Raw genomic sequence first — 19,946 nt, 5'->3', positions numbered from 1 at the left:
CGCCCGCGTCGCAGCGCAGATTGGTATTGGTATCGGTCCAGGTTTCGGCCCGGGCCGCCGCTGCCGTGGTAAAGGTCTTGTAGAAGCGGCGCGTAATCGTGATCGTCGCATTGTTCGCCAGCGCACGTGCTTGAGCGCGGACCTTGTCGTCGATTGCCGTCTAGGCGGACGCTTCGTCATTGCCTTCAATCGCGGAATCACGGCCAACCTTTTGCACGACGCCCTGCAAGACGGATCGAACATACAGCGTGTGCGCGATATCGAACGCACCGAGCAGGGTCAGCACCAGCACCGGCGCGACAAAGCTGAATTCGATGAGGGCCGATCCGCGCGTATCGTTGGTGAGACGATCGCGAAAGCGAGAGCAGAATCGGGGCGCGAGCCGCGTCATCGCGTTAGCCGCAACTGCGAGATTTCGGACGCAATTGATCCAAACACGGTGTCCAGATCAGCAGAATTGCGGGCCGAATAGAAGCGTCCGCTCGTCGAGCAGCTGCGCAGCGCGTTTTCGATCGTGGTGTTCGAAACCCCGAACCAGATCACCCACAAGGTGATGTTCTTGTTCTTCACCGCAGTACATAGCCCAGCCAGGCGGGCGTTGACCTGCTGAGTCAGCGTGCCGCTGGTTCCGCAGCCACCGGTGGGAACAGTGTTTGGATCAGTTTGCCGACGATCGAACCACGACACGCCATAGGCGGTGTAATTGCCAGCACCTGTGCAGGCTTCACCGTCAGTCATGAAGATCAAGTGGCGTTCGATTTCGCCGCCGTTGGGCGTCAACGCGTTTTCGCTCGCAAAAATGCCGGTGGGCGACATCAGGCGGGCACCCCACAACATGCCGATGTCGTGATAGGTATTGCCGGTCGGGCTTAAGCTGTTGACGTAATTCTCAAAGACCGTCGGATCATTCCACTCGGCCAGCTTACGCGCCTCTGCTGGGCAGTAATAATCCGATCCATTGTCATATTCTGTTGTTGTGGTGATTTCATCGAGATTCCAGTTGCTCCCGTCACCCGAAATATCATTACGCGTGTAAATCAACCCTGGCAGCAACGGTGCCCACAAGGTCTCTTCGTCGCCACTGTTGGGAACCAGATCGATATTGAGATCATTGGCATCGGCGGGGATCGGATCATAGTCCGTTTCACGAACCGTTTCACGTTCTTCGATGCAGCCATCCCAGGTAATGGTCTTGTTGGTGAAACCCGTGCCGATCGGCAGCACAAAGCTGTTGTTCCAGCTGTTGCCGTTCTTCAACGCGGATACATCTTGCGAGATCGGGCCATAGTGCCAGGTGTTGGATGGCGGCGTCCCATTGGTGCCGGTATAGGTCGTTGTGGTCGTTGTTTTGCGCGTCTTGCATGTGCCGCCTGAGCCGCTGCTCCACGACCGACGCGTGTAAACGATCGTCGTGTTCACCCGGCTGTTGCCATTGATGGCATCCGACGAGGAGCCCTTCGACGCCAGTGCCGTATCATTGCACTGCGCGCTGGGTGTGTTCTTGAAATTGGTGTTCGACGTTTTGACGACAGGGTTGCCCACCTGTGTCCAGCCAGCGGCCGTCCCCGGAATGGAGATTTTCTCGCGGGACTGGTATGTCCAATCGTCCGCAAAGAAGGTGGTCGGCAACAGCTTCCCGACATTGACGTTGACCGAATAGGGCACGAAGCCAAACCTAACTTGCACCGCTGAGACCCCGCCGGTGGGGGCACCCGTCGTACAGGTTTCGGTCGTGTTGCGCTGGGCGACGGATTCGTAAAAGCACTTCACCGCACTCCGCAGCGCCTGAATTTTGGTCTTGCTGTCGGTGCTCACTGCCTTGCTGCCCATCGATCCGGTAACGTCGAGGACGAACATGATATCGGTATTGGGCAGGCTCATCGCCGCATCGCACGTTACGGTCAGCGTTTCGCTGGTCGTGCCGATCACCCGAGTGAGCGTCATCGGCACGGTGGCCGAAACCGTGCCGGTCACCTTGCCATTTGCCTCGGTAAAGGTGCGGGTGAGCCCCGTCGATCCATAGGCGCTGGTCTGGAAATTGGCGTCGAAAAAGCGCTCAGCCGCTGCGCGCGGCGCATTGTTGCTCTGCGTCCAGATCCCGCCGCCCATTGCCTTGCGGCCTGCCAACGCGCCAGCGTCGCAGGCGTGTTGCAGTCTGGTTTTGGTGATATACAGGCGGCTCATGTCGATGCCACCGCCAACCATGCCGGCCAGCGGGATCAGCGCAGCGGCCATGATCGCCAAAGTGTTGCCGCGGGCGTCGCGGACCAAGGAAGCAAGAAAGCCGCGCAACCGATGCGCACCGGGATGCCCTTTTTCGATCATGACTGCGCCCAACCCACTATTCGACCAATTTCAATGAAGGGCTATGCGCTGGGAACGGCTAACTAGTTTTCAAGCGATATGGTTAAACGGACGTTTACTGCTAACAGCCACGCCGTGGTGGCCCGTTTGACAATAATCGCTGATCCCGAACGGCAGCTCGCGCTGAGCTATGCCCCGCCAGATGCTCGCGCGGCGCTAGGCGCGCTATTCGCGCTCGACGAGACGCTCGGTGCAATCTTGAGCGGCGGCCGCGAGCCGACACTACGCCAGGTCCGGCTGGCCTGGTGGCATGAAGCGCTGACCCGGCTTGATCAGGCTGCGCCGCCCCCCCAGCCGCTCTTGCAGGCGCTGGCTGCCCATGTCCTGCCGCGCGGCGTGACTGGGGCAGCATTGGCATCGATGATTGATGGCTGGGACTTGGTGATTGATCCTCATCCGATTCCGGTGGCGGCGCTCGCGCGCTACGCCGAAGCGCGTGGCGGCAGGTTGTTCACAGCCGCTGGCCGGATGCTGGCCAGCGCCAATGATCCAATCGATGCGGCGGGGCAGGGCTGGGCCTTGGTCGATCTTGCCTGCCGGACCAGCGAAGCTGCACTGGCGGCCGAGGCGCGCGCGATAGCCGCACCGCTGCTGGAGATGGCGACAGCGCCCCGCTGGAGCAAAGCCGGGCGGCCGATCGGCATGTTGGCGGTGCTCGCCAGGATCGATTGCCGGGCCGCGCCGGGCACCCAGCGCCGCCAGGGATCGCCGCAGCGCGTTGGCCGGATGATGTGGCACGGTTTGACAGGGCGATAGGCTTTTCCTATCACGATCAATGGGTTATCTGTCGCGTCAACGGATACGGTTGCGGAGGGGTGACAATGTGGCGATATCTGGCAGCGGCGCTGGGCACGGTGTTGCTGATTGCCGCAGCCTATAGCTTTATGGGCGGGCGCGCAGGGTCGGCTGCGCGGCTGCCTGCTGCGCCGGGAGCGGACGCGGCGCAGGCGACGGACTTGCCCGATACCGCCCCCGAAGCCAGCGCCAAAACCCGCGAAGAGCGTCGTTTCGGTCGCTATGACAAGGATAAGGACGGGACGATCACGCGCGCTGAATATCTTGCATCCCGCCAAAAGGCTTTTGCCCGGCTGGATAGCGACCGCAATGGCCAGCTTTCATTCGAAGAATGGGCGGTCAAGGCCACCACTAAATTCGCGACCGCCGACGCCAACAAGGACGGCGCGATGACTCCGGCTGAGTTTGTTACCACGGCAGTAGTGCGCAAATCCAAGCCGAAATGCGTGTGCCCGGCGCCAGCAGCGAGTGCCGCTGAAGACGATAGCTAGAGCGTGATGGCGTTAGCTCGATTCAACCTCACACCCGTTCGGGCTGAGCGAAGTCGAAGCCCACGTGCTCCGCATGCCCTTCGACTTCGCTCAGGGCGAACGGAGTATGGTTTGGTCCAATCCAGAGTCATCACACTCTAAGCCGCGATCCACCCCGCCAGTGCTTCGCGCGCGCGTGCCGTATAGAGTAATTTGCGATCGGCCTTCTTGGTGCGTCCGGAAATCGGCGGGAACAGGCCGAAATTGACGTTCATCGGCTGATAGGTTTCGGCCTCGGCCGCGCCAGTGATGTGGTGCAGGAGCGCTCCCAACGCCGTTTCGACCGGCGGCGGGGCGAGTGTTTCGCCGCGCAGTTCCGCTACGGCGAAGCGCCCCGCCAGCAAACCAATCGACGCGCTTTCGACATAGCCCTCGCACCCCGTGATCTGCCCAGCAAAGCGGATATGCGGCCGCGATTTCAGCCGCAAAGTGGGATCGAGCAATTCGGGCGAGCGGATAAATGTGTTGCGATGCAGCCCACCCAGCCGCGCAAACTCGGCATTTTCCAGGCCCGGGATCGTCCGGAACAGTCGCACCTGTTCGGCATGCTTCAGCTTGGTCTGGAAGCCGACGATGTTCCACAAAGTCCCGGATGCATTATCCTGCCGCAGCTGCACTACCGCATAAGGCCAGCGCCCAGTGCGCGGATCATCGAGCCCGACGGGCTTCATCGGCCCATAGCGCAGCGTATCCACCCCGCGCGCCGCCATCACCTCGATCGGCATGCAGCCTTCGAAATAGGGGACGTTTTCCCATTCCTTATACTCGGTCTTCTCGCCCTCCATCAGGCCGGTGTGGAAGGCGAGATACTGCTCCTTGTTCATCGCGCAGTTGATATAATCCTTCGTCTCGCCCTTATCCCAGCGCGATTGCATCCAGGCGACGCTCATATCGATGCTGTCGTGATGGACGATCGGCGCGATCGCATCGAAAAAGGCAAGCGCGGCCGCCCCCGTCGCCCCGCCGATGCTCTCGGCCAGCCCTGGTGCCGTCAGCGGCCCGGTGGAAACGATTGTCAGCCCGTTGGCTGGCAGGACATCGACCCGCTCCCGCACCACAGTGATATTGGGATGCGCCAGCAGGATCGCCGACACGCCCGCCGAGAAATGGTCGCGATCAACCGCCAGCGCGGAGCCGGCCGGCACCTTGTGGACATCACCCTGCGCCATGATGATCGACCCCAGCGCGCGCATCTCGGCATGGAGCAGCCCCACGGCGTTGCGATCGGCATCGTCGGAGCGAAAGCTGTTCGAGCAGACGAGTTCGGCCAGGCCATCGGTCTGGTGGGCGGGGGTCATGTCGCCGGACCCGCGCATTTCGGAGAGCTTTACGCGGAAACCCGCTTCAGCGATCTGCCAGGCTGCCTCTGATCCGGCGAGGCCGCCGCCGATGATATGGACGTCATGTGTCATGCTGGCGCTGATAGCGGGGCGATGCACCGATGACAAAGGGGGCATTCTCTGCCAGCCATGCAGCGAACATGCAGGGGCTGAAATGACCGGTTGGCGATTGCTATTGCTTGGGGCTGCGGTGCTGGCGGGGGCGAGCTATCTCCCCGCATCGTGGCTGCTGCCGGATGAGCCGCTGGTCATCGTGTGGAAAGGCGCGGGTGTTGCGCTGCTCGCAGTCTGGGCGGCGGTGCAGGCGCGGTCGGTCGATGGCTGGTTGCTCGCAGCGGTCTTGGCGCTTGGCGCCGCAGGGGATGTTCTGCTGGAGACAGCGGGGCTGACGACTGGCGCGCTGGCGTTTCTTGCCGGGCACCTTGTCGCAATGGTGCTCTATGCCCGCAACCTGCGCCCGCTCAGATGGCGCGCTGATGCGCCAATCGCGATCGGGCGATTGATCGTCATCCCTTTGCTCGCCTTCGTCTTCCCGGCGGATCGCGCGGCTGCACCGGGCATTGCGCTCTATGCCACGGGGCTGGGCGCGATGGCAGCGCTGGCCTGGCTCAGCCGTTTTCCGCGGGGGCGAGTGTCGCTTGGGGCGTTGTTGTTCGCGGTGAGCGATTTGTTGATCTTCGCGCGGCTTGGGCCGTTGCGGCAGTCAATCATTCCAGATTTGCTGGTATGGCCGCTCTATTTCGGGGGGCAGGCGTTGATTGCGGTGGGGGTGGTCGGCGCCCTGCAGCAAGCCGTCGGCAGAAACCGAATCATGCCCCTTCGGCGATAATTGCTTCGATATTCGCCCGTAAGCTATCGCGGGTTTGATAGAGCCAGTTGCCTGAACCACGGCCCTTGGGCTCTTCCCATTTTTCAGTGATCTCGATGGCCAGCGCGTGCGCATCGAGCACCTCCCCGGCAGCGCGCTTCGCGGCGATCGCTTCTTGGATTTCGGTTCGAAGGATCCGGTCGATTTCCATGGGTGGGCAACTCTTTCACTAACGCGCTGAATCGGGTGGGGCTTATCCTTTATGGGGACTCAGTGCCCGTTTGGGAATATGGGCCGGGGCCCAAATCAGTGCGTTGTCGGGCTTGACGGTTGCCGCGCCAGAGGATTGCGCATCGTCGGCCGTCGGCCGTCGGCCGTCGGCCGTCGGCCGTCGGCCGTCGATCGTCAGCGCGGGACCTTCATCAGCCATGGTTTGACCTTGCCGGTTGGTTTTGGCGTTCCGTCGAGTCGGCGGGCGGTGATGATCCGCACAGGGTGGCGCAGCAATTGCCCGCGCATCGCATCACTACCGCCGCCTGTTTCCTGTGCGAGGATCTTGCGGACCACGTCCATACCCTGAACAACATGGCCGAAGGCGGCATAGCCCTTGTGATCGGGGCTGGCATTCATGCTGGGGATGGGGCCGACACAAATGAAATAATTGCCGCCCGCTGATTTCGGATCCTCGCGCCGCGCCATCGATATCGTGCCGTCAAGGTGGAGCACACCGGTCTTGTCGGTTGTCTCGAGCGGGAAGGGCGGCAGGATACGGCGCGCATCGGTCTGAATGCCGCCCTGGACGAAGCCAAAGCGCGGATCGGCCTTGCGGCGAGCAGCCCGATAGAAAACCGTGCCATCAAAACGGCCATCATCGACATAGGCGAGGAAATTGGCGGCAGTCGCTGGTGCGCGGCGGGTTTCCAGCGCGATCACGATGGCGCCAAGCGTAGTGTTGAGCTCCACACGGGGGAGAGCGGCGGGGCGGGGTTTGCGCGCGAGTGACGGCGAGGTGACCAGAAGGATCGCCGCCGCGAGCATCAGCAGCCGGTGCATTATCCAGGCGAACCGCACCGGCACTTCCCTCCGACTCAACCGGCGACCGGCAATTGGACATTGCCCGCGTCGTCGCGCGTCAACTCGCCATAAGCCAGCACGGCCGACAACGGCAGCGGGGCATAAATATGCGGGAACAGTTGCCCGCCGCGTGATTCCTCCCACTTCACCGCCGCGCCGAGCGCCTCGAGATCGACCGAGGCGACCCACAGCCCGGTCTGCCCGGCGAAGTGCTTATCGACCGTTTCAGTTAGCTGAGCGTGGGTGGAGAGGTGGATATAGCCATCGGCAAGATCGATCGGTGCGCCGACGAAACTGCCCTCATGCTCCAGGACCTGCATCTGATCGGCGGTCAGCACCTTGTACGCGACGAGGTTGGCGACGGGGGTTTGCATGCGTTACCCAATCTTGGTAATTGAGCCGCCGGAGGTATGCCACGATGCGCAACACGTCAATCGCGCTCAGCGATCACTGGGTCAAGTTCACCGCCGATCTGGTGGCGAGCGGACGTTACGGGTCAACCAGCGAAGTTGTTCGCGAAGGGTTGCGGCTGGTGGAGGCGCGGCAGAAGAAGTTGGCCGAGCTTGATGCTGCTATCGATGCGGGGCTTGCTAGCGGACCCGCGGAGCCGTTCGATCCTGATGAATTTTTCGCACGAATGCGAGCAGCGCGCGCCGGAGAGGCGACCTCTGAGTGAGGTCGATCGATCTTCGTCCCGCCGCCGACGCCGATCTCGCCGACATCTTCAGTTATAGCGAAGAGACCTGGGGCGCGGACCAGGCCGAACGCTACACTGGCGAAATCATCGCCATGTTCTCACGCCTTGCCGCCGATCCGCGCATGGGACAGCCAGCGAGCCAACGGCATGCGTCGCTCCGCCGGTTTCCGTGCGGGTCGCACCTCATCATTTTTGCCTCACGCGACCGCTCGATCGAGATCGTCCGCATCCTGCATCAGCGCATGGACATCGACTCAAGGCTCGATTGAATCTGCCGGTCCGTTGGTGTTGGGCACGTCAGTCTCGCCGCCGTCTTCATCATCGCTGTCCGTAATCTTCGCCGCACTCACCACCAGCTCGTTCTTGCCAACATCGAACAGCTTTACGCCCGCCGAATTGCGGCCGATTACCCGCATCGTGGCCAATGGCATCCGGATCAGCTTGGCTTGATCGGTGACAAGCATCAGCTGGTCGCCCTTCGCCGCCGGGAAGCTGGCGACGACGGGGCCGTTGCGACCGATATTGTCGATATTGGTGATGCCCTGGCCGCCGCGACCGGTGCGGCGATATTCATAGGCCGACGAGAGCTTGCCATAGCCGTTCGCGCAGACGGTGAGGATGAACTGCTCGCGTTCCGCAAGCTCTTCATAGCGCGCCTGGGTCATCGCGATGCTGCCATCCTTGTCGCCCTTCCACGGCGCGAATTTCAGATAATCCTCACGCTCTTCGGGGGACGCGCCAACCTTGTGCAGGATCGACAGCGACATCACTTCGTCGCCCTGGGCCAGCCGCACCCCGCGCACGCCGGTGGAATTGCGGCTCTGGAATTCGCGCACCTCGTCGCCCGCGAAGCGGATCGCCTTGCCCGCGCGGGTGGCGAGCAGCACATCGTCGGCCTCGTCAAGCAACGCCACGCCGATCAGCCGGTCGTCTTCATCCTCGCCTTCGAACTTCATCGCGATCTTGCCGTTCGAGGGCACATTGGTGAAGGCGTCCATTGAGTTGCGGCGAACATTGCCCTTGGCGGTCGCGAACATCACGTGCAGCTTGCCCCATTCCGCCTCGTCCTCGGGGAGCGGCAGTACCGTTGAAATCTTCTCGCCATCGGCCAGCGGCAGCAGGTTGATCATCGGCCGCCCGCGCGTGGCGGGGCCGCCCTCGGGCAGTTTCCACACCTTCATGCGGTAAACCTTGCCGTGGGTGGAGAAGAACAGAACCGGCGTGTGGGTGCTGGTGACGAACAGCTCGGTAACGATATCCTCGTCCTTGGTCGCCATCCCTGCGCGGCCCTTGCCGCCACGCTTCTGCGCGCGGAAAGTGTCGAGCGTGGTGCGCTTGATATAGCCCTGCATGGTGACGGTGACGACCATCTCCTCGCGCTCGATCAGGTCTTCGTCCTCGATCCCGTCGGCGGCGGCGGCAATCTCGGTCTTGCGCGGGGTGGCGAACATCGCGCGCACCTCGACCAGTTCCTCGCGCATCACCGAATAGAGTTTTACGCGATCACCCAGGATCGCAAGCAACTCGGTGATTGATTCGGCCAGCGTCTTGAGCTCGTCGCCAATCTCATCGCGGCCAAGCGCGGTCAGCCGGTGGAGCCGCAGCTCCAGGATCGCGCGGACCTGCAAGTCGGAGAGCTTGTAGGTATCGCCCTCCACCTCGGCCTCGACCGCTTCGACCAGCCGGATATAAGGCAGGATTTCCGCGACCGGCCATTCGCGCGCCGCCAGCGACGCGCGGGCGATGGCGGGATTGGCCGATGAGCGGATGATCCGCACGACCTCGTCCATGTTGGTGACCGCGATCACCAGACCGAGCAAAATGTGCGCGCGCTCGCGGGCCTTGAGCAGCTCATATTTCGAGCGGCGGGTGATCACTTCCTCGCGGAATTTAACGAACGCCTCGATGATGTCGCGCAGGTTGAGCGTTTCGGGCCGGCCGCCGCGGATCGCGAGCATATTGGCCGGGAAGCTCGATTGCGCGGGGGTGTGCCGCCAGAGCTGGTTGAGCACCACTTCGGGAGTCGCATCGCGCTTCAGGTCGATGACGATCCGCACGCCTTCGCGGTTCGATTCGTCGCGAATGTCGCTGATGCCCTCGACGCGCTTGTCCTTGGCGGCCTCGGCGATCTTTTCAACCAGGCCGTTCTTGCCGGTCTGATAAGGGATTTCAGTGAGGACGATCGAGCGCTTGTCGCCGCGCCCTTCCTCGATCTTGTAGCGCGAGCGCACGATGATCGATCCGCGCCCCTCGGCATAGGCATTGCGGCAACCGGTGCGGCCCAGAATGATTGCGCCTGTCGGGAAATCGGGGCCGGGGACGATCTCCATCAGCTCCTCGATCGTCAGCGGATCACCGCCATCGACCGAGCGGTCGATCATCGCCAGACATGCATCAACGACTTCGCCCAGATTATGCGGCGGGATGTTGGTCGCCATGCCGACCGCAATGCCGCCGGCGCCGTTGACGAGGATGTTGGGGAAGCGCGCCGGCAGGACCGTCGGTTCCTCGCGCGATCCGTCATAGTTCGGCGCGAAATCGACGGTATCCTTGTCGATATCGCTCAGCAGCATCATCGCTGCCTTGGTCAGCCGAGCCTCGGTATAGCGCATCGAGGCGGGCATATCGGGGTCCATCGACCCGAAATTGCCCTGGCCGTCCATCAGCATGACCCGCATCGCCCAATCCTGGGCGAGGCGGGCGAGCGCCATATAGATCGAGCTGTCACCGTGCGGGTGATAATTACCCATCACGTCGCCGACGATCTTGGCGCATTTGCGATACGGCTTGCCGGGGACGAAGCCGCCCTCCTGGCTCGCATAGAGAATGCGGCGGTGGACTGGCTTCAGCCCGTCACGCACATCAGGCAGTGCGCGCGAGACGATGACGCTCATCGCATAGTCGAGATAGCTCGACCGCATCTCGTCGACGATCGAGATCGGGGAAATATCGGAAGGGTCGGCGAGCAGTGTCTCGTCGGTCAATTTCTGGCGCTTTCGGATGGGTGTTTCTGTTGTGTGACGGTTTAGACCGCCCGTCCGCATTTGTCACGCGCGTGCGCGTGCGCGAGGGGGGGGTGTTGATCGGGAGCTGGGCGTAGTGTGTTGGGGGAGCAAGGATTGGGTTCGCGCGGAGGCGCAGAGGGCGCGGAGGGTGGTGTTTATCGGGCGCTCCGGTTGGCGGCTTCGCCAAGGGTGTTGAGACCTGGGCCAGTGAATGCTGCCAGTCGGGTGTCGCCCAATCCCAGTCGTTCAGCGGCGATCCACAGCTTCTTGTAAGCCGCCGTTCGCTGACCAACTGTTTTTCGGCGAATGTTGTGCCGGTAGCTGACCGGCATGTTTCGGGAAGATAGGGTAGTTTGACAGACGGTCAAAGGGCGAAGCCGGTTTTGGCTATTTCCTACCCAGTGTCGGTCTTTCATCCACCTGCAGCCGTTAGCAACTCCGTATGCCGACTGCCAAATTGCTCTGACAGCACCCACTTGGAGAAAAGACTGATATCTCTTGCAAATTCCAAAACTTTCGCCAGCCTAGCGCGGCAACCACAATGGAAATACACAGAGATGCCTCCTACGCAGCTCCCTATCGAAGTTGTCCATGATCAGCGAAAAATTCGGTCTGGCGTCATCGCGGGTTTGATCATGGTGGTCATCGGTATTTCTCTGCCTGTAATGATTGCGCGTTTCAGTGACGTGCCTTTTACAAGCGAGCTTCCTCTCTTGATCACGGTATCAGGCGGTTTGATTGTTATGGGTGGCGTACTTGGTGGAATGTGTGTGATGCGTATCATCGATCCAATCTATCTCGCAATCTCCAAAGGTGGTGAGGGTAAATGGCGCCCTTTCTTTCGCGTGCGGCATTGTCAATTCCCTATTGAAGCTCCAATTATTGAAGATGGAAGAATGATCTGGTCCGCTCCACTCACATTCTGTGCTACAAAACAGACCCCTGATGGGCGATACTATATTGAATTGCCCGTAAGTGTCAAAATAGCTAAGATGAATAACCACTCCGGCTGATCCGATGATTTTTTTGATTTTGGAAGGCGAAGACATTGTCGTTACAGCCCGACACTCCTTCGGTCGCTATTTCAACTATCTCTAGTATACATAGGCACTTCAGGTCTACCAGGCTGCAGCACCATGGGCCGACGTCGCCGTGAGCGAAACCAAGGGCGGCGGGAACGACGGCCTCCAAGGGCCTTGGCTTACGATTGTTGCGCGCAAGGCTTAGAACATGCGAGCCATAGGAGCTTGCTCGGTGCGTGACCTACTCATGCGACTACTCGCCTCACATCGAAGCGTCCGCTATTCGGGCCGGACTTCCTAGAAGCTGCCGGTCCGCCTTCTACCACGGTCGGCCATTCCGGGTCTCCAATTGCGGATGTTGCAATAGTGCTCCCGCGAAGGCGAGCGTGGGGCCGGATCGTCCCCCGGACGATCCTTGGACATGCGGGGCATGTCCAACCCCACACTCCCAGGCTGTGTCCCCGCCGTCGAGGGGGCACATTGGAAGTGAAGCGATTGCATTTAACCAATCTCGGTCGTCGGCATTCAGGGCCTCACGACCAGATCGACCGTCCGTCCTCTCCGCGCCGTCTGCGCCTCCGCGCGAACAAATCGGCTCGCGCTCAGGGCGAAACCTCGGCCCCATCCCACGCAAACAACTTCCCGCTATCGGGCGGGCGCAAGCCGTCGAGCACATCGAGCAACTGCACCGCTGCACGGCCCGCGTCGAACAAATGCCCCGGCGCGACATTGCCCTGGAAGGGCTTCGACAGCGCGGTGTCCACCGTGCCCGGATGCAGCGCCACCACGATCGAACTCGAATTGCGGCGACGTTCCTCGATCGAAATCGTGCGGATTAGCTGGTTGAGCGCGGCTTTTGACGCGCGATAGCCGTGCCAGCCGCCGAGTCGGTTGTCGGATATGCTCCCCACCCGAGCGGAGAGCGCTGCGAAAACCGTGCGCCCGGCCCTGGGCATCAGCGGCAGGAAATGCTTGGCGACCAGGGCAGGGCCAATCGCATTGACGGCATAGACCTGGGTGAGCCAGGCAGCATTAAGGTCCTTCAGCGCTTTTTCGGGGCCATTGTCGGCATCGTGCAGGATGCCCGTCGCGACGATGACCAGCGTCGGGGCATCGCCTTTCGATACGAAGGCAGCCGCGTTGGCCACGCTTGCGTCATCAGTAATGTCGATATGCGCCGTGCCGGTCGATGATCGCGCAAAACGGTGGACGATACTGAACGCGCCTTCCTCCTCCAGCGCATCGGCAATCGCGCCGCCGATGCCGCCTGAGGCGCCGATGATGACGGCGGCGCTCATGCGCGGGTGAACCGCCACCGATCCGCCGCGCTCTCTGCGGAATCGAAGCGATAGCCATCGCTGTCGAAGCCCTTCATCGCGTCGATGGCGTCGATGCGGTGTTCGCACAGCCAACGCGCCATCATCCCGCGCGCCCGCTTGGCGTTGAAGCTCACAAAGCGCGGGCCATCCGGGCCGGGTTCGCGAAATTCCACCTCGATCACGCGGACGGTTTTGGGCAATTTGCCGGCGACGGCATGCCAATATTCCTGGCTGGCGAGATTGAGCACAACGCCTGTTCCTTCTTGCGCGACGTCATCAGCAAGCGCCTTGGCGATTCGTGTGTCCCAATAGGCGTAGAGGCTTTTGCGGCGGGGTGCCCAGCGCGTGCCCATTTCGAGCCGATAGGGGCGCATCGCGTCAAGCGGACGCAACAGGCCATAAAGGCCAGAGAGCATGCGGACATGGTTTTGGGCGAATTCGATCGCCGGCAGATCGAGCGTCTTGGCTTCGAAACCGGTATATACATCGCCGGCAAAGGCGAACAGCGCCGGGCGTTCGGGCTGGCCTTCAAAGCCCGCAAAGCGATCCGCATTGAGCGTGGCGAGTTTGTCCGAAATATCCATCAGCGCCGCGAGGCGCTTCTTGCCAAGCTTGGCAGCAGCAGTCGCCAACTGGCTGGCCTCAGCGTCGAACCGTGGCCGGGTTGGCGCAATCGGCGGCAGGGGGCTGGCATAATCAAGTGTTTTGGCGGGCGAAAGGACGGCGATCATGCCCGCCTGCTAGCGGGCAGGGCGATGCTGGTCAAAGCGCTTTGCGCCGGTGCCCCTGCGGATTGGCGCGTTCAATCGTCATTCAGTCGCTGGGCAGCAGGAAAGCCATTGGGTTTGCTTGTGCGGGACCGGGACCATCGGTATGGCACGGCGCAACGCAGGCTGAACACGGCTCGAGGAGAGTTTTACATGATCACGTTTTCGAAGGCAGGATTTGCTGCAGCGTTGATGATCGGCGCGAGCTCGATTGTCGCCGTCGCCCCCGCAGACGCGAAGAAGAAGGAAGAGGCGCCCAAGGGCCCCGTACTCAGCGCCGAATTCCGCAAGCCAGCACTCGAAGCGCAGACCGCGCTGAAGGCTAAAAACATCGCCGCAGCCGAACCTGCTGTGGTCGCCGCCGAAGCCATCGCGAAATCCGAAGACGAAATATACTTCGCGCAGATTTTCAGGCTTCAGCTGGAAAGTGATCGTGTTCAGGCCGCTTCCAACGGAGATTCAGCCGCTTATCGTCGGGGTGAGATTGCCCTCATCAAGCCGCTTGAGGCGCTGATCGCCAATCCCAAGACCCTTGCTACTGATCGGGCGCGCTTCACGTTTCGGCTTGGCCTTATTCAATATGATCAAAAAAATTATGCCGCATCGGCGGTTTTGTTGAAGCAGGCACGCGATCTGGGCGAGACCAATCCTGATTTGCAGCTCACGCTCGTCAAGGCGCGGATCGAGGGTGGTGATGTGATGGGCGGTGCTGCCGACATGCAGCAGGCGATCAACGCTGAGATTGCCGCTGGTCGTAAGCCGCCTGAGACCTGGTATGATTATATCATCCCGCGCCTGGCGCAGGCGGACAAATTTGATGATTTCATCCGCTGGTCGCAAAACAAGCTGAAGCAATATCCAAGCGCCAAAAACTGGCGCACGCTGGTCATCTATTTCGGCTTCTCGGGCAAGCGTAGCGATCTGCTCGACAAGCAGCAGAAGATTGACCTCTTCCGCCTGCTACGCGCCAATAATGCACTCGCCGATCTTGCCGATTATGGCCAATATGCGCTGTATTTGAATACCAGCGGTCTGCCGGTGGAAGCCAAGGCCGTGCTCGACGAAGGCACGAAGTCGGGCAAGATGGCGTTGACCCGTGAAGACGATAAGGCGCTATATGCTGCGGCGTCCAGTGCGATCAAGCTGGATGGCCCGGTCGCTCCGCGTGAGGCGCGCGCCCGGGCATCGGCAACGGGGATCGCTTCCATTGCGGTCGCTGACGCTTATCTGGGCGAGGGCAATTATGCTAAGGCGGTCGAACTATACAAGGTTGGGCTCGGCAAGGGTGTGAGCAAGCCGGATGAAGTCAACACCCGGTTGGGCATCGCCTATGCGCTGATGCGCGATACCGCGAATGCCCGCGCCGCCTTTGCGCTGGTTAAGGCCAAACCGCGTGATCAGATCGCCGCCTTCTGGCTGGCATGGCTCGATCTTGGCGGGACGCCCGCAACGTCCTGATCGACGCGTTTACCCACAGTATCAATGAGGGGGTGGCCGCAATGCCGCCCCCTTTTTGTATTGGGCCTAGGCGTCTGGGATCACAGGGATGCCGGGCAGGGCCTTGGCGGTGCGGATTGTCAGCGATGTCTTTACGCTGGCGACATTGGGGGCAGGGGTGAGGTGCGTTGTCAGAATATCCTGAAACGCCTTCAAATCGGTCGCGACAATCTTCAGAATGAAATCGATCTCGCCGTTCAGCATATGGCATTCGCGAATTTCGGGAATCGCGTCGACATATTCTTCGAACGCCGTCAGGTCTTGCTCGGCCTGGCTGCGCAGGCTGACCAGAGCAAAAACAGTGATTGGGTAGCCGAGCGTGGCCGCGTCGAGGCTGGCGTGATAGCCCTTGATCGCGCCTTGTTCCTCAAGCGCGCGGACGCGGCGCAGGCATGGCGGCGCCGTCAACCCGACTCGTTCGGCCAGTTCAACATTGGTCATACGGCCATCGTCTTGTAGCAATTCGAGAATTTGCCGATCGATGCGGTCGAATGCCATTATCTACGTTCCCTCGATGCGGATTTTTTCCATCCTGCCAACCAGCACCGACATAATATAATTGCTGGCAAACGCAATTGTCCCACATTGCGACGTGCCAAAAACAGCAGTTCCCACAGCCCCGCCAATGCGGTTAAGAAATCGTTACGACACGCCCCCGCGTGGCGGCAAAAGGCACTGTAGATTTGCGTTTCGACGATAGCCTGGAAACTGTACTCACGGCCGATATGTCGACCCCGTTCGGCGCCCAGACTGCCTGGCGCCAATTGGTTGACTTAATTGGTCGCGGACGTGCGCCGGCCAGTGAAATGGCGATGGCGCGGTTGCGCTCGATCCGACCGCAGGTGCCGTCACCCATTCGCGCAGCGAGCGCCAGAGCGCTTGCCTTTGCGCGTCCGCCTGCACCGTTAGTCCGCCTTTTTGCCGAAGAAGATCTGGCGATTGCGGCGCCAGTGCTGCGCATGGCTGATCTGCGCAGCGACGAATGGATATCAATGCTGCCGGAGATGACGCCGGCGGCGCGATCGGTGCTGCGCCATCGCCGTGATCTTCCCGCCGAAGTTGGGCGTGCGCTGGAAAGCTATGGGCCGATTGATTTCATTTTGCCGGCGGCGCTGCCTGGCGTAGCCCCGTTGATAGCGACGCAAGTGCCCGAATTGGCGCCAGGCGCCGCTGCTGAAGCGCAGCCCGAGCCGCGGCTTTTCGCCACTGAGGCCGATGTTGCCGACAAAATGGCATTCGAACCCGTCGATCAGGCCGTCATCGATACGGTCGAAGCGCAAGCGGACCCGATTATTTCGGGCGAACCGATCACCGACTCGGTTGATGTCGATCCAGTTTCTGATCCTGCACCCTTGCCAATGTCGCCGCCCTTGGCTGAAGTCGCGACAGCAGTCATCGCTGCGCCGCTGATGCTCGCGCCCACTGGGACGAGCGGCACACCCGAACCATTGGCTGGACCAGAAGAGGTTGCCTCGTCGGCGGTTGAGGCCGTGATGCAGTCTGAAATAGAGCTTGCGCCGGTCTCGGCAATAGAATCTGCGCCCATGGTGCCCGAAGGCACTTTGGAAAGTGCAGCCGCGATTGCGGATGTGCCGGAGACGCTGCTTGAGAAGCAGCCTGATGCTTTGTCTGAATCCGTGGATGTTGCACAACCGCTGTCGATTGACTGGACATCGGTGATTGCAGCGCGTCCGGCGATTGCACCGACCAGGCCATTGGCGCCCCGCTTGCCCAATGTGCAGCCAGCCTTCACGCTGCCACCCGCCGCACCGGCCCCAGCGGCCGAAGCCGTGCCAACGCCAGCGCCAGCGCCTGTCGAGCGCGTTGCGGATGTGCCAGCTGAAACCAGCAGCGAGTGGTCGTTTGTGTCGATTGCCACCGTCGCCTTTGGCTTGCCCGTGGTTGTCGAGGCACTGCGCCGGCAAGACGATGTGGCGCCGCAAGAAATCGTGCCGGAAAATCCCGCGCCAGCGGCCGCCGAGACGACTACTTCGTTGCCCGACAGCGATCTGCCTCCTGTGGCGCTAATTGAGAGCGAGCCAACTTCAGCGCCAGTGCCGCTGGCGCTCGTTGATCCAGCGCCGATTACCGCGCCTGTCGATGACCTATCGGCAGCGGCAGTGGCTGCGCCGGCCGCGCCGTTAGTCGGCGATGGCCAGGATATTGCGCCCCGTGGACCATATCAGATCTCTGATCTTGTCGCGCGGATCGATGCCTTCAACCGGCAGCGTGAGGAAACTGGACGGCCCGATGATGAGACATTGGCCGCCAATGATGTCGCCGCATCAATCGCCCCGCGTTCAGGCTTCCGGTTTGAAACCGATGCAGCAGGCACGATCCGGTGGGTAGAAGGCGTTGCGCGGGCAGCAGTGATCGGCATCTCGCTAGATCTCGCCAGTGGCATCGACGCTGCAAAGGTTGATGGTGTGGCGGCTGGTGCCTATCGCCGCCGATCTGCCTTTGCCGATGCGCGCTTGCTGATTGACGGCCAGTCCGATGCGGCAGGCCAATGGCGGATTTCGGGCGTGCCGGTGTTCGATCATGCAACCGGACGCTTCACCGGCTATCGTGGCACTGCGCGCCGCCCCCGGGCTGACGAGCGAGCCGAACCCGATCATGGCGACCGTTCCCCCGCGATCGATTCGCTGCGCCAATTGGTGCACGAACTCCGCACGCCGACAACCGCGATTGCTGGCTTTGCTGAGATGATTGAGGGCGAATTGCTTGGCCCCGTGCCAGGCCCATATCGCGATTATGCCGAAACGATCCGTGATCAGGCAATGGGCTTGCTCGGCGCAATCGATGATCTCGATATGGCAGCACGGATTGAAGCCCAGGCGCTGGATTTGCGCCCGACTGAGGTGCCGGTCGGGCTGTTGCTGCAGCGAATCGTGCATGACCTAGCGCCGCTGGCGACATTGCGTCAGGCGTCTATCCTGCTCGATATCGATGCCGGCGATGTTGCGATCAAGGGCGATGATCGTGCGGTCGATCGGTTGTTCACCCGGCTGTTTGCGGCTTTGGTTTCTGCTGGCAGTGCTGGCGAGACGATTGCGATCCGGCTGGGCCGCGAAGGCGAAGACACGGTCGCTGTCCACATCGGTCGGCCGCGCGCATTGGCGGCCTATCCCGGCGATGCGTTGCTCGCGATTGACGCCGAAAGCGAGGCCGAAATTGAAGGAGCGCCCCTGCTTGGCACCGGCTTTGCGCTGCGGCTCGCGCGAAACCTGGCAGTTGAGCTCGGCGGCAGCCTGACGATCGGCGTTGATCGCTTGACTTTGCGGCTGCCCGCCGCCTTCACTCAGGGTGTGGGCCAAGTTTCAACCATCTGATCGTGCCGGTGCGTGATCCTCCGGTAAATGTCGCGGGCGGGTATCGTCCGCCGCTGCCTGCACCAGCCGATCTGATCGCTTGGCCGGCTGATTTCGGCACGCGCTTCACCGTTTTTGTCGATACCGAAGAGGAATTTGACTGGCACGCGCCGCTATCGCGGGAGTCGCGCGCGACGACTGCGGTCGCAGCATTGCCGGCCACGCATGCCCGCTTCGCTGCGGCTGGCGTACCGCTGAATTTCATGATCGATCACCCGATTGTCAGCAATCCAGCCGCCGTCGATATTCTGCGGTCGCTGATCGGGCAGGGGGGCACGACGATCGGCACGCAGCTCCACCCCTGGGTCAACCCGCCCTTTGATGAAGCGGTGACGCCGCATAACAGCTTTCCCGGCAACCTGCCGATGACGCTCGAAGCGGCCAAGCTCGATTCACTGACGGCGGCCATCACCGATGCTTTTGGCGTGCCCCCGATTGCCTATCGCGCCGGGCGTTATGGCATCGGCCCGCAAACCGTCGCGCTGCTGGCGGCGCGGGGCTACCGGATCGATAGCTCGATGCGCGCGCGCTATAGCTATGCGTCGGAAGGCGGGCCGGATTTTTCCGCGATCGATAATGCGCCGTTCCGAATCGGTGGCATGATCGAATTGCCGCTGACCACGATGTTCACCGGTCTTCTCCGGCGGGCAGGGCAACCGCTTTATGCCCGGCTGGGCCAGGTGCCGCGCGGGCGCGGGCTGTTTGCCCGCACCGGCATGCTCGCGCGGGTTGCGTTGACGCCAGAGGGTATGCCGCTTGCCGATGCGCTGGAGGCGGTAAGAATCGCATTGGGCGAAGGGCTGCCCTTGCTCAATTTCTCATTCCACTCGCCGTCCTTGGTCCCCGGCCACACCCCTTATGTTCGCGACCGGACCGATCTCGCCGCTTTTTATCGCTGGTGGGACAAGGTGCTGGCGATGCTCGATTTGCGCGGTGCCCCCTAGGGCACCCCAGCGTCGGGGAGTGGCGCAGTCTGGTAGCGCGCCTGCTTTGGGAGCAGGATGTCGCAGGTTCGAATCCTGTCTCCCCGACCATTTCTTATCCAAACAATTGATAATCTGCCGTTTGGCGTGATCTTTGGTTCTTGTTTGGCCACATTCCCCCGATGCATGGGCCTGTAACAGCCCCATTATTGCATAGCCCTGGCTGTGTAGGGGGCATCCACGCCATCACATCACCCGCTGCCCGACGCGACTTGAAAAAGCCGATCTGCGAACATGATCGGTTTGCAGTTTTAAAGGTCCTTTTCTGATTCTTGCGCTGGCGGTGTAGGGGGCGGGCCCTTGATGAGGGTGCAGACTTGCGCAGGCGCTGAACACTAGGCAGCGTTGGCACAGCAAAATGCAGCGAGGCAGAC

The 19,946-nt window shown here is 61.6% G+C and carries 19 protein-coding genes and 1 tRNA gene; 10 read left to right on the top strand and 10 right to left on the bottom strand.

Annotated elements, in window-relative coordinates:
• Window positions 1–160: 160 nt before the first annotated feature.
• Complete coding sequence (locus B7Y43_RS02425) at window positions 161–391, bottom strand: TadE/TadG family type IV pilus assembly protein (protein WP_374130011.1); 231 nt, start codon at window positions 389–391, stop codon at window positions 161–163.
• Window positions 388–2,325, bottom strand: a complete 1,938-nt coding sequence (locus B7Y43_RS02420) for a pilus assembly protein (RefSeq protein ID WP_374130010.1) — start codon at window positions 2,323–2,325, stop codon at window positions 388–390. Before B7Y43_RS02420 ends, B7Y43_RS02425 begins: the two co-directional genes overlap by 4 nt.
• Window positions 2,326–2,439: 114 nt before the next feature.
• On the opposite strand from B7Y43_RS02420, the gene B7Y43_RS02415 reads away from it, so the two are divergent.
• On the top strand, window positions 2,440–3,120 hold the full coding sequence (locus B7Y43_RS02415) for a squalene/phytoene synthase family protein (RefSeq protein WP_374130009.1): 681 nt from the start codon (window positions 2,440–2,442) through the stop codon (window positions 3,118–3,120).
• 65 nt (window positions 3,121–3,185) lie between these two features.
• Complete coding sequence (locus B7Y43_RS02410; RefSeq protein ID WP_374130008.1) at window positions 3,186–3,650, top strand: EF-hand domain-containing protein; 465 nt, start codon at window positions 3,186–3,188, stop codon at window positions 3,648–3,650.
• 137 nt (window positions 3,651–3,787) lie between these two features.
• Here the strand turns inward: B7Y43_RS02410 and trmFO are convergent, their stop codons facing one another.
• Window positions 3,788–5,101 (bottom strand): methylenetetrahydrofolate--tRNA-(uracil(54)-C(5))-methyltransferase (FADH(2)-oxidizing) TrmFO, encoded by a 1,314-nt coding sequence (trmFO, locus tag B7Y43_RS02405; RefSeq protein WP_374130007.1) that lies wholly within the window; start codon window positions 5,099–5,101, stop codon window positions 3,788–3,790.
• 82 nt (window positions 5,102–5,183) lie between these two features.
• On the opposite strand from trmFO, the gene B7Y43_RS02400 reads away from it, so the two are divergent.
• Entirely contained in the window at window positions 5,184–5,858 is a 675-nt protein-coding gene (locus tag B7Y43_RS02400) for a lysoplasmalogenase family protein (RefSeq protein WP_374130006.1), read from the top strand.
• Here the strand turns inward: B7Y43_RS02400 and B7Y43_RS02395 are convergent.
• The 3 genes from B7Y43_RS02395 to B7Y43_RS02385 form a co-directional block, all read right to left on the bottom strand.
• Window positions 5,839–6,048: a hypothetical protein gene (locus tag B7Y43_RS02395; RefSeq protein ID WP_374130005.1), complete on the bottom strand. Its 210-nt coding sequence runs from the start codon at window positions 6,046–6,048 to the stop codon at window positions 5,839–5,841. The two genes, B7Y43_RS02400 and B7Y43_RS02395, sit on opposite strands and share 20 nt — an antisense overlap.
• A 194-nt stretch (window positions 6,049–6,242) precedes the next feature.
• Window positions 6,243–6,890, bottom strand: a complete 648-nt coding sequence (locus B7Y43_RS02390; RefSeq protein WP_374130191.1) for a peptidylprolyl isomerase — start codon at window positions 6,888–6,890, stop codon at window positions 6,243–6,245.
• 35 nt (window positions 6,891–6,925) lie between these two features.
• On the bottom strand, window positions 6,926–7,285 hold the full coding sequence (locus B7Y43_RS02385; protein WP_374130004.1) for a DUF952 domain-containing protein: 360 nt from the start codon (window positions 7,283–7,285) through the stop codon (window positions 6,926–6,928).
• Window positions 7,286–7,329: 44 nt separating this feature from the next.
• Here B7Y43_RS02385 and B7Y43_RS02380 point away from each other — a divergent pair, with 44 nt between their 5' ends.
• The gene (locus B7Y43_RS02380) at window positions 7,330–7,587 is read left to right on the top strand and encodes a type II toxin-antitoxin system ParD family antitoxin (protein ID WP_374130003.1); all 258 of its coding nucleotides are present in this window, start codon (window positions 7,330–7,332) and stop codon (window positions 7,585–7,587) included.
• Window positions 7,584–7,877: a type II toxin-antitoxin system RelE/ParE family toxin gene (locus B7Y43_RS02375; RefSeq protein ID WP_374130002.1), complete on the top strand. Its 294-nt coding sequence runs from the start codon at window positions 7,584–7,586 to the stop codon at window positions 7,875–7,877. The genes B7Y43_RS02380 and B7Y43_RS02375 overlap by 4 nt, the downstream gene beginning before the upstream one ends.
• Here B7Y43_RS02375 and gyrA read toward each other — a convergent pair.
• Entirely contained in the window at window positions 7,863–10,592 is a 2,730-nt protein-coding gene (gene gyrA / locus B7Y43_RS02370; protein WP_374130001.1) for a DNA gyrase subunit A, read from the bottom strand. The two genes, B7Y43_RS02375 and gyrA, sit on opposite strands and share 15 nt — an antisense overlap.
• Before the next feature lie 497 nt (window positions 10,593–11,089).
• Between gyrA and B7Y43_RS02365 the strand changes: the two genes are divergently transcribed.
• Window positions 11,090–11,626 carry a hypothetical protein gene (locus tag B7Y43_RS02365; RefSeq protein WP_374130000.1) on the top strand — a complete coding sequence of 179 codons (537 nt, stop codon included), beginning with the start codon at window positions 11,090–11,092 and terminating at the stop codon, window positions 11,624–11,626.
• Window positions 11,627–12,237: 611 nt separating this feature from the next.
• On the opposite strand, the gene B7Y43_RS02360 is transcribed toward B7Y43_RS02365, so the two are convergent.
• Together B7Y43_RS02360 and yaaA are read right to left on the bottom strand one after the other, a co-directional pair.
• On the bottom strand, window positions 12,238–12,933 hold the full coding sequence (locus B7Y43_RS02360; RefSeq protein WP_374129999.1) for an SDR family NAD(P)-dependent oxidoreductase: 696 nt from the start codon (window positions 12,931–12,933) through the stop codon (window positions 12,238–12,240).
• Window positions 12,930–13,685: a YaaA family protein gene (gene yaaA / locus B7Y43_RS02355; RefSeq protein ID WP_374129998.1), complete on the bottom strand. Its 756-nt coding sequence runs from the start codon at window positions 13,683–13,685 to the stop codon at window positions 12,930–12,932. Before yaaA ends, B7Y43_RS02360 begins: the two co-directional genes overlap by 4 nt.
• 189 nt (window positions 13,686–13,874) lie before the next feature.
• Here yaaA and B7Y43_RS02350 point away from each other — a divergent pair, with 189 nt between their 5' ends.
• A complete protein-coding gene (locus tag B7Y43_RS02350) occupies window positions 13,875–15,179 on the top strand; it encodes a hypothetical protein (RefSeq protein WP_374129997.1) in 1,305 nt (434 codons plus the stop codon).
• A 66-nt stretch (window positions 15,180–15,245) separates the two neighbouring features.
• Here B7Y43_RS02350 and B7Y43_RS02345 read toward each other — a convergent pair whose 3' ends face one another.
• Window positions 15,246–15,716 carry an Lrp/AsnC family transcriptional regulator gene (locus B7Y43_RS02345; RefSeq protein WP_374129996.1) on the bottom strand — a complete coding sequence of 157 codons (471 nt, stop codon included), beginning with the start codon at window positions 15,714–15,716 and terminating at the stop codon, window positions 15,246–15,248.
• 185 nt (window positions 15,717–15,901) lie between these two features.
• On the opposite strand from B7Y43_RS02345, the gene B7Y43_RS02340 reads away from it, so the two are divergent.
• The 3 genes from B7Y43_RS02340 (at window position 15,902) to B7Y43_RS02330 (ending at window position 19,623) form a co-directional block, all read left to right on the top strand.
• A complete protein-coding gene (locus tag B7Y43_RS02340; protein ID WP_374129995.1) occupies window positions 15,902–18,550 on the top strand; it encodes a histidine kinase dimerization/phospho-acceptor domain-containing protein in 2,649 nt (882 codons plus the stop codon).
• A gap of 8 nt (window positions 18,551–18,558) precedes the next feature.
• Window positions 18,559–19,533, top strand: coding sequence for a polysaccharide deacetylase family protein (locus B7Y43_RS02335; RefSeq protein WP_374129994.1), 975 nt, complete (start codon window positions 18,559–18,561; stop codon window positions 19,531–19,533).
• A 13-nt stretch (window positions 19,534–19,546) separates the two neighbouring features.
• Window positions 19,547–19,623 (top strand) — tRNA-Pro (locus tag B7Y43_RS02330).
• The last annotated feature ends 323 nt before the right edge of the window (window positions 19,624–19,946 follow it).

The organism is Sphingomonas sp. 28-62-20, assembly GCF_002281505.1.
Note: the sequence above shows the minus strand (reverse complement) of the source record. Positions and strands in the feature narration are given on the sequence as shown.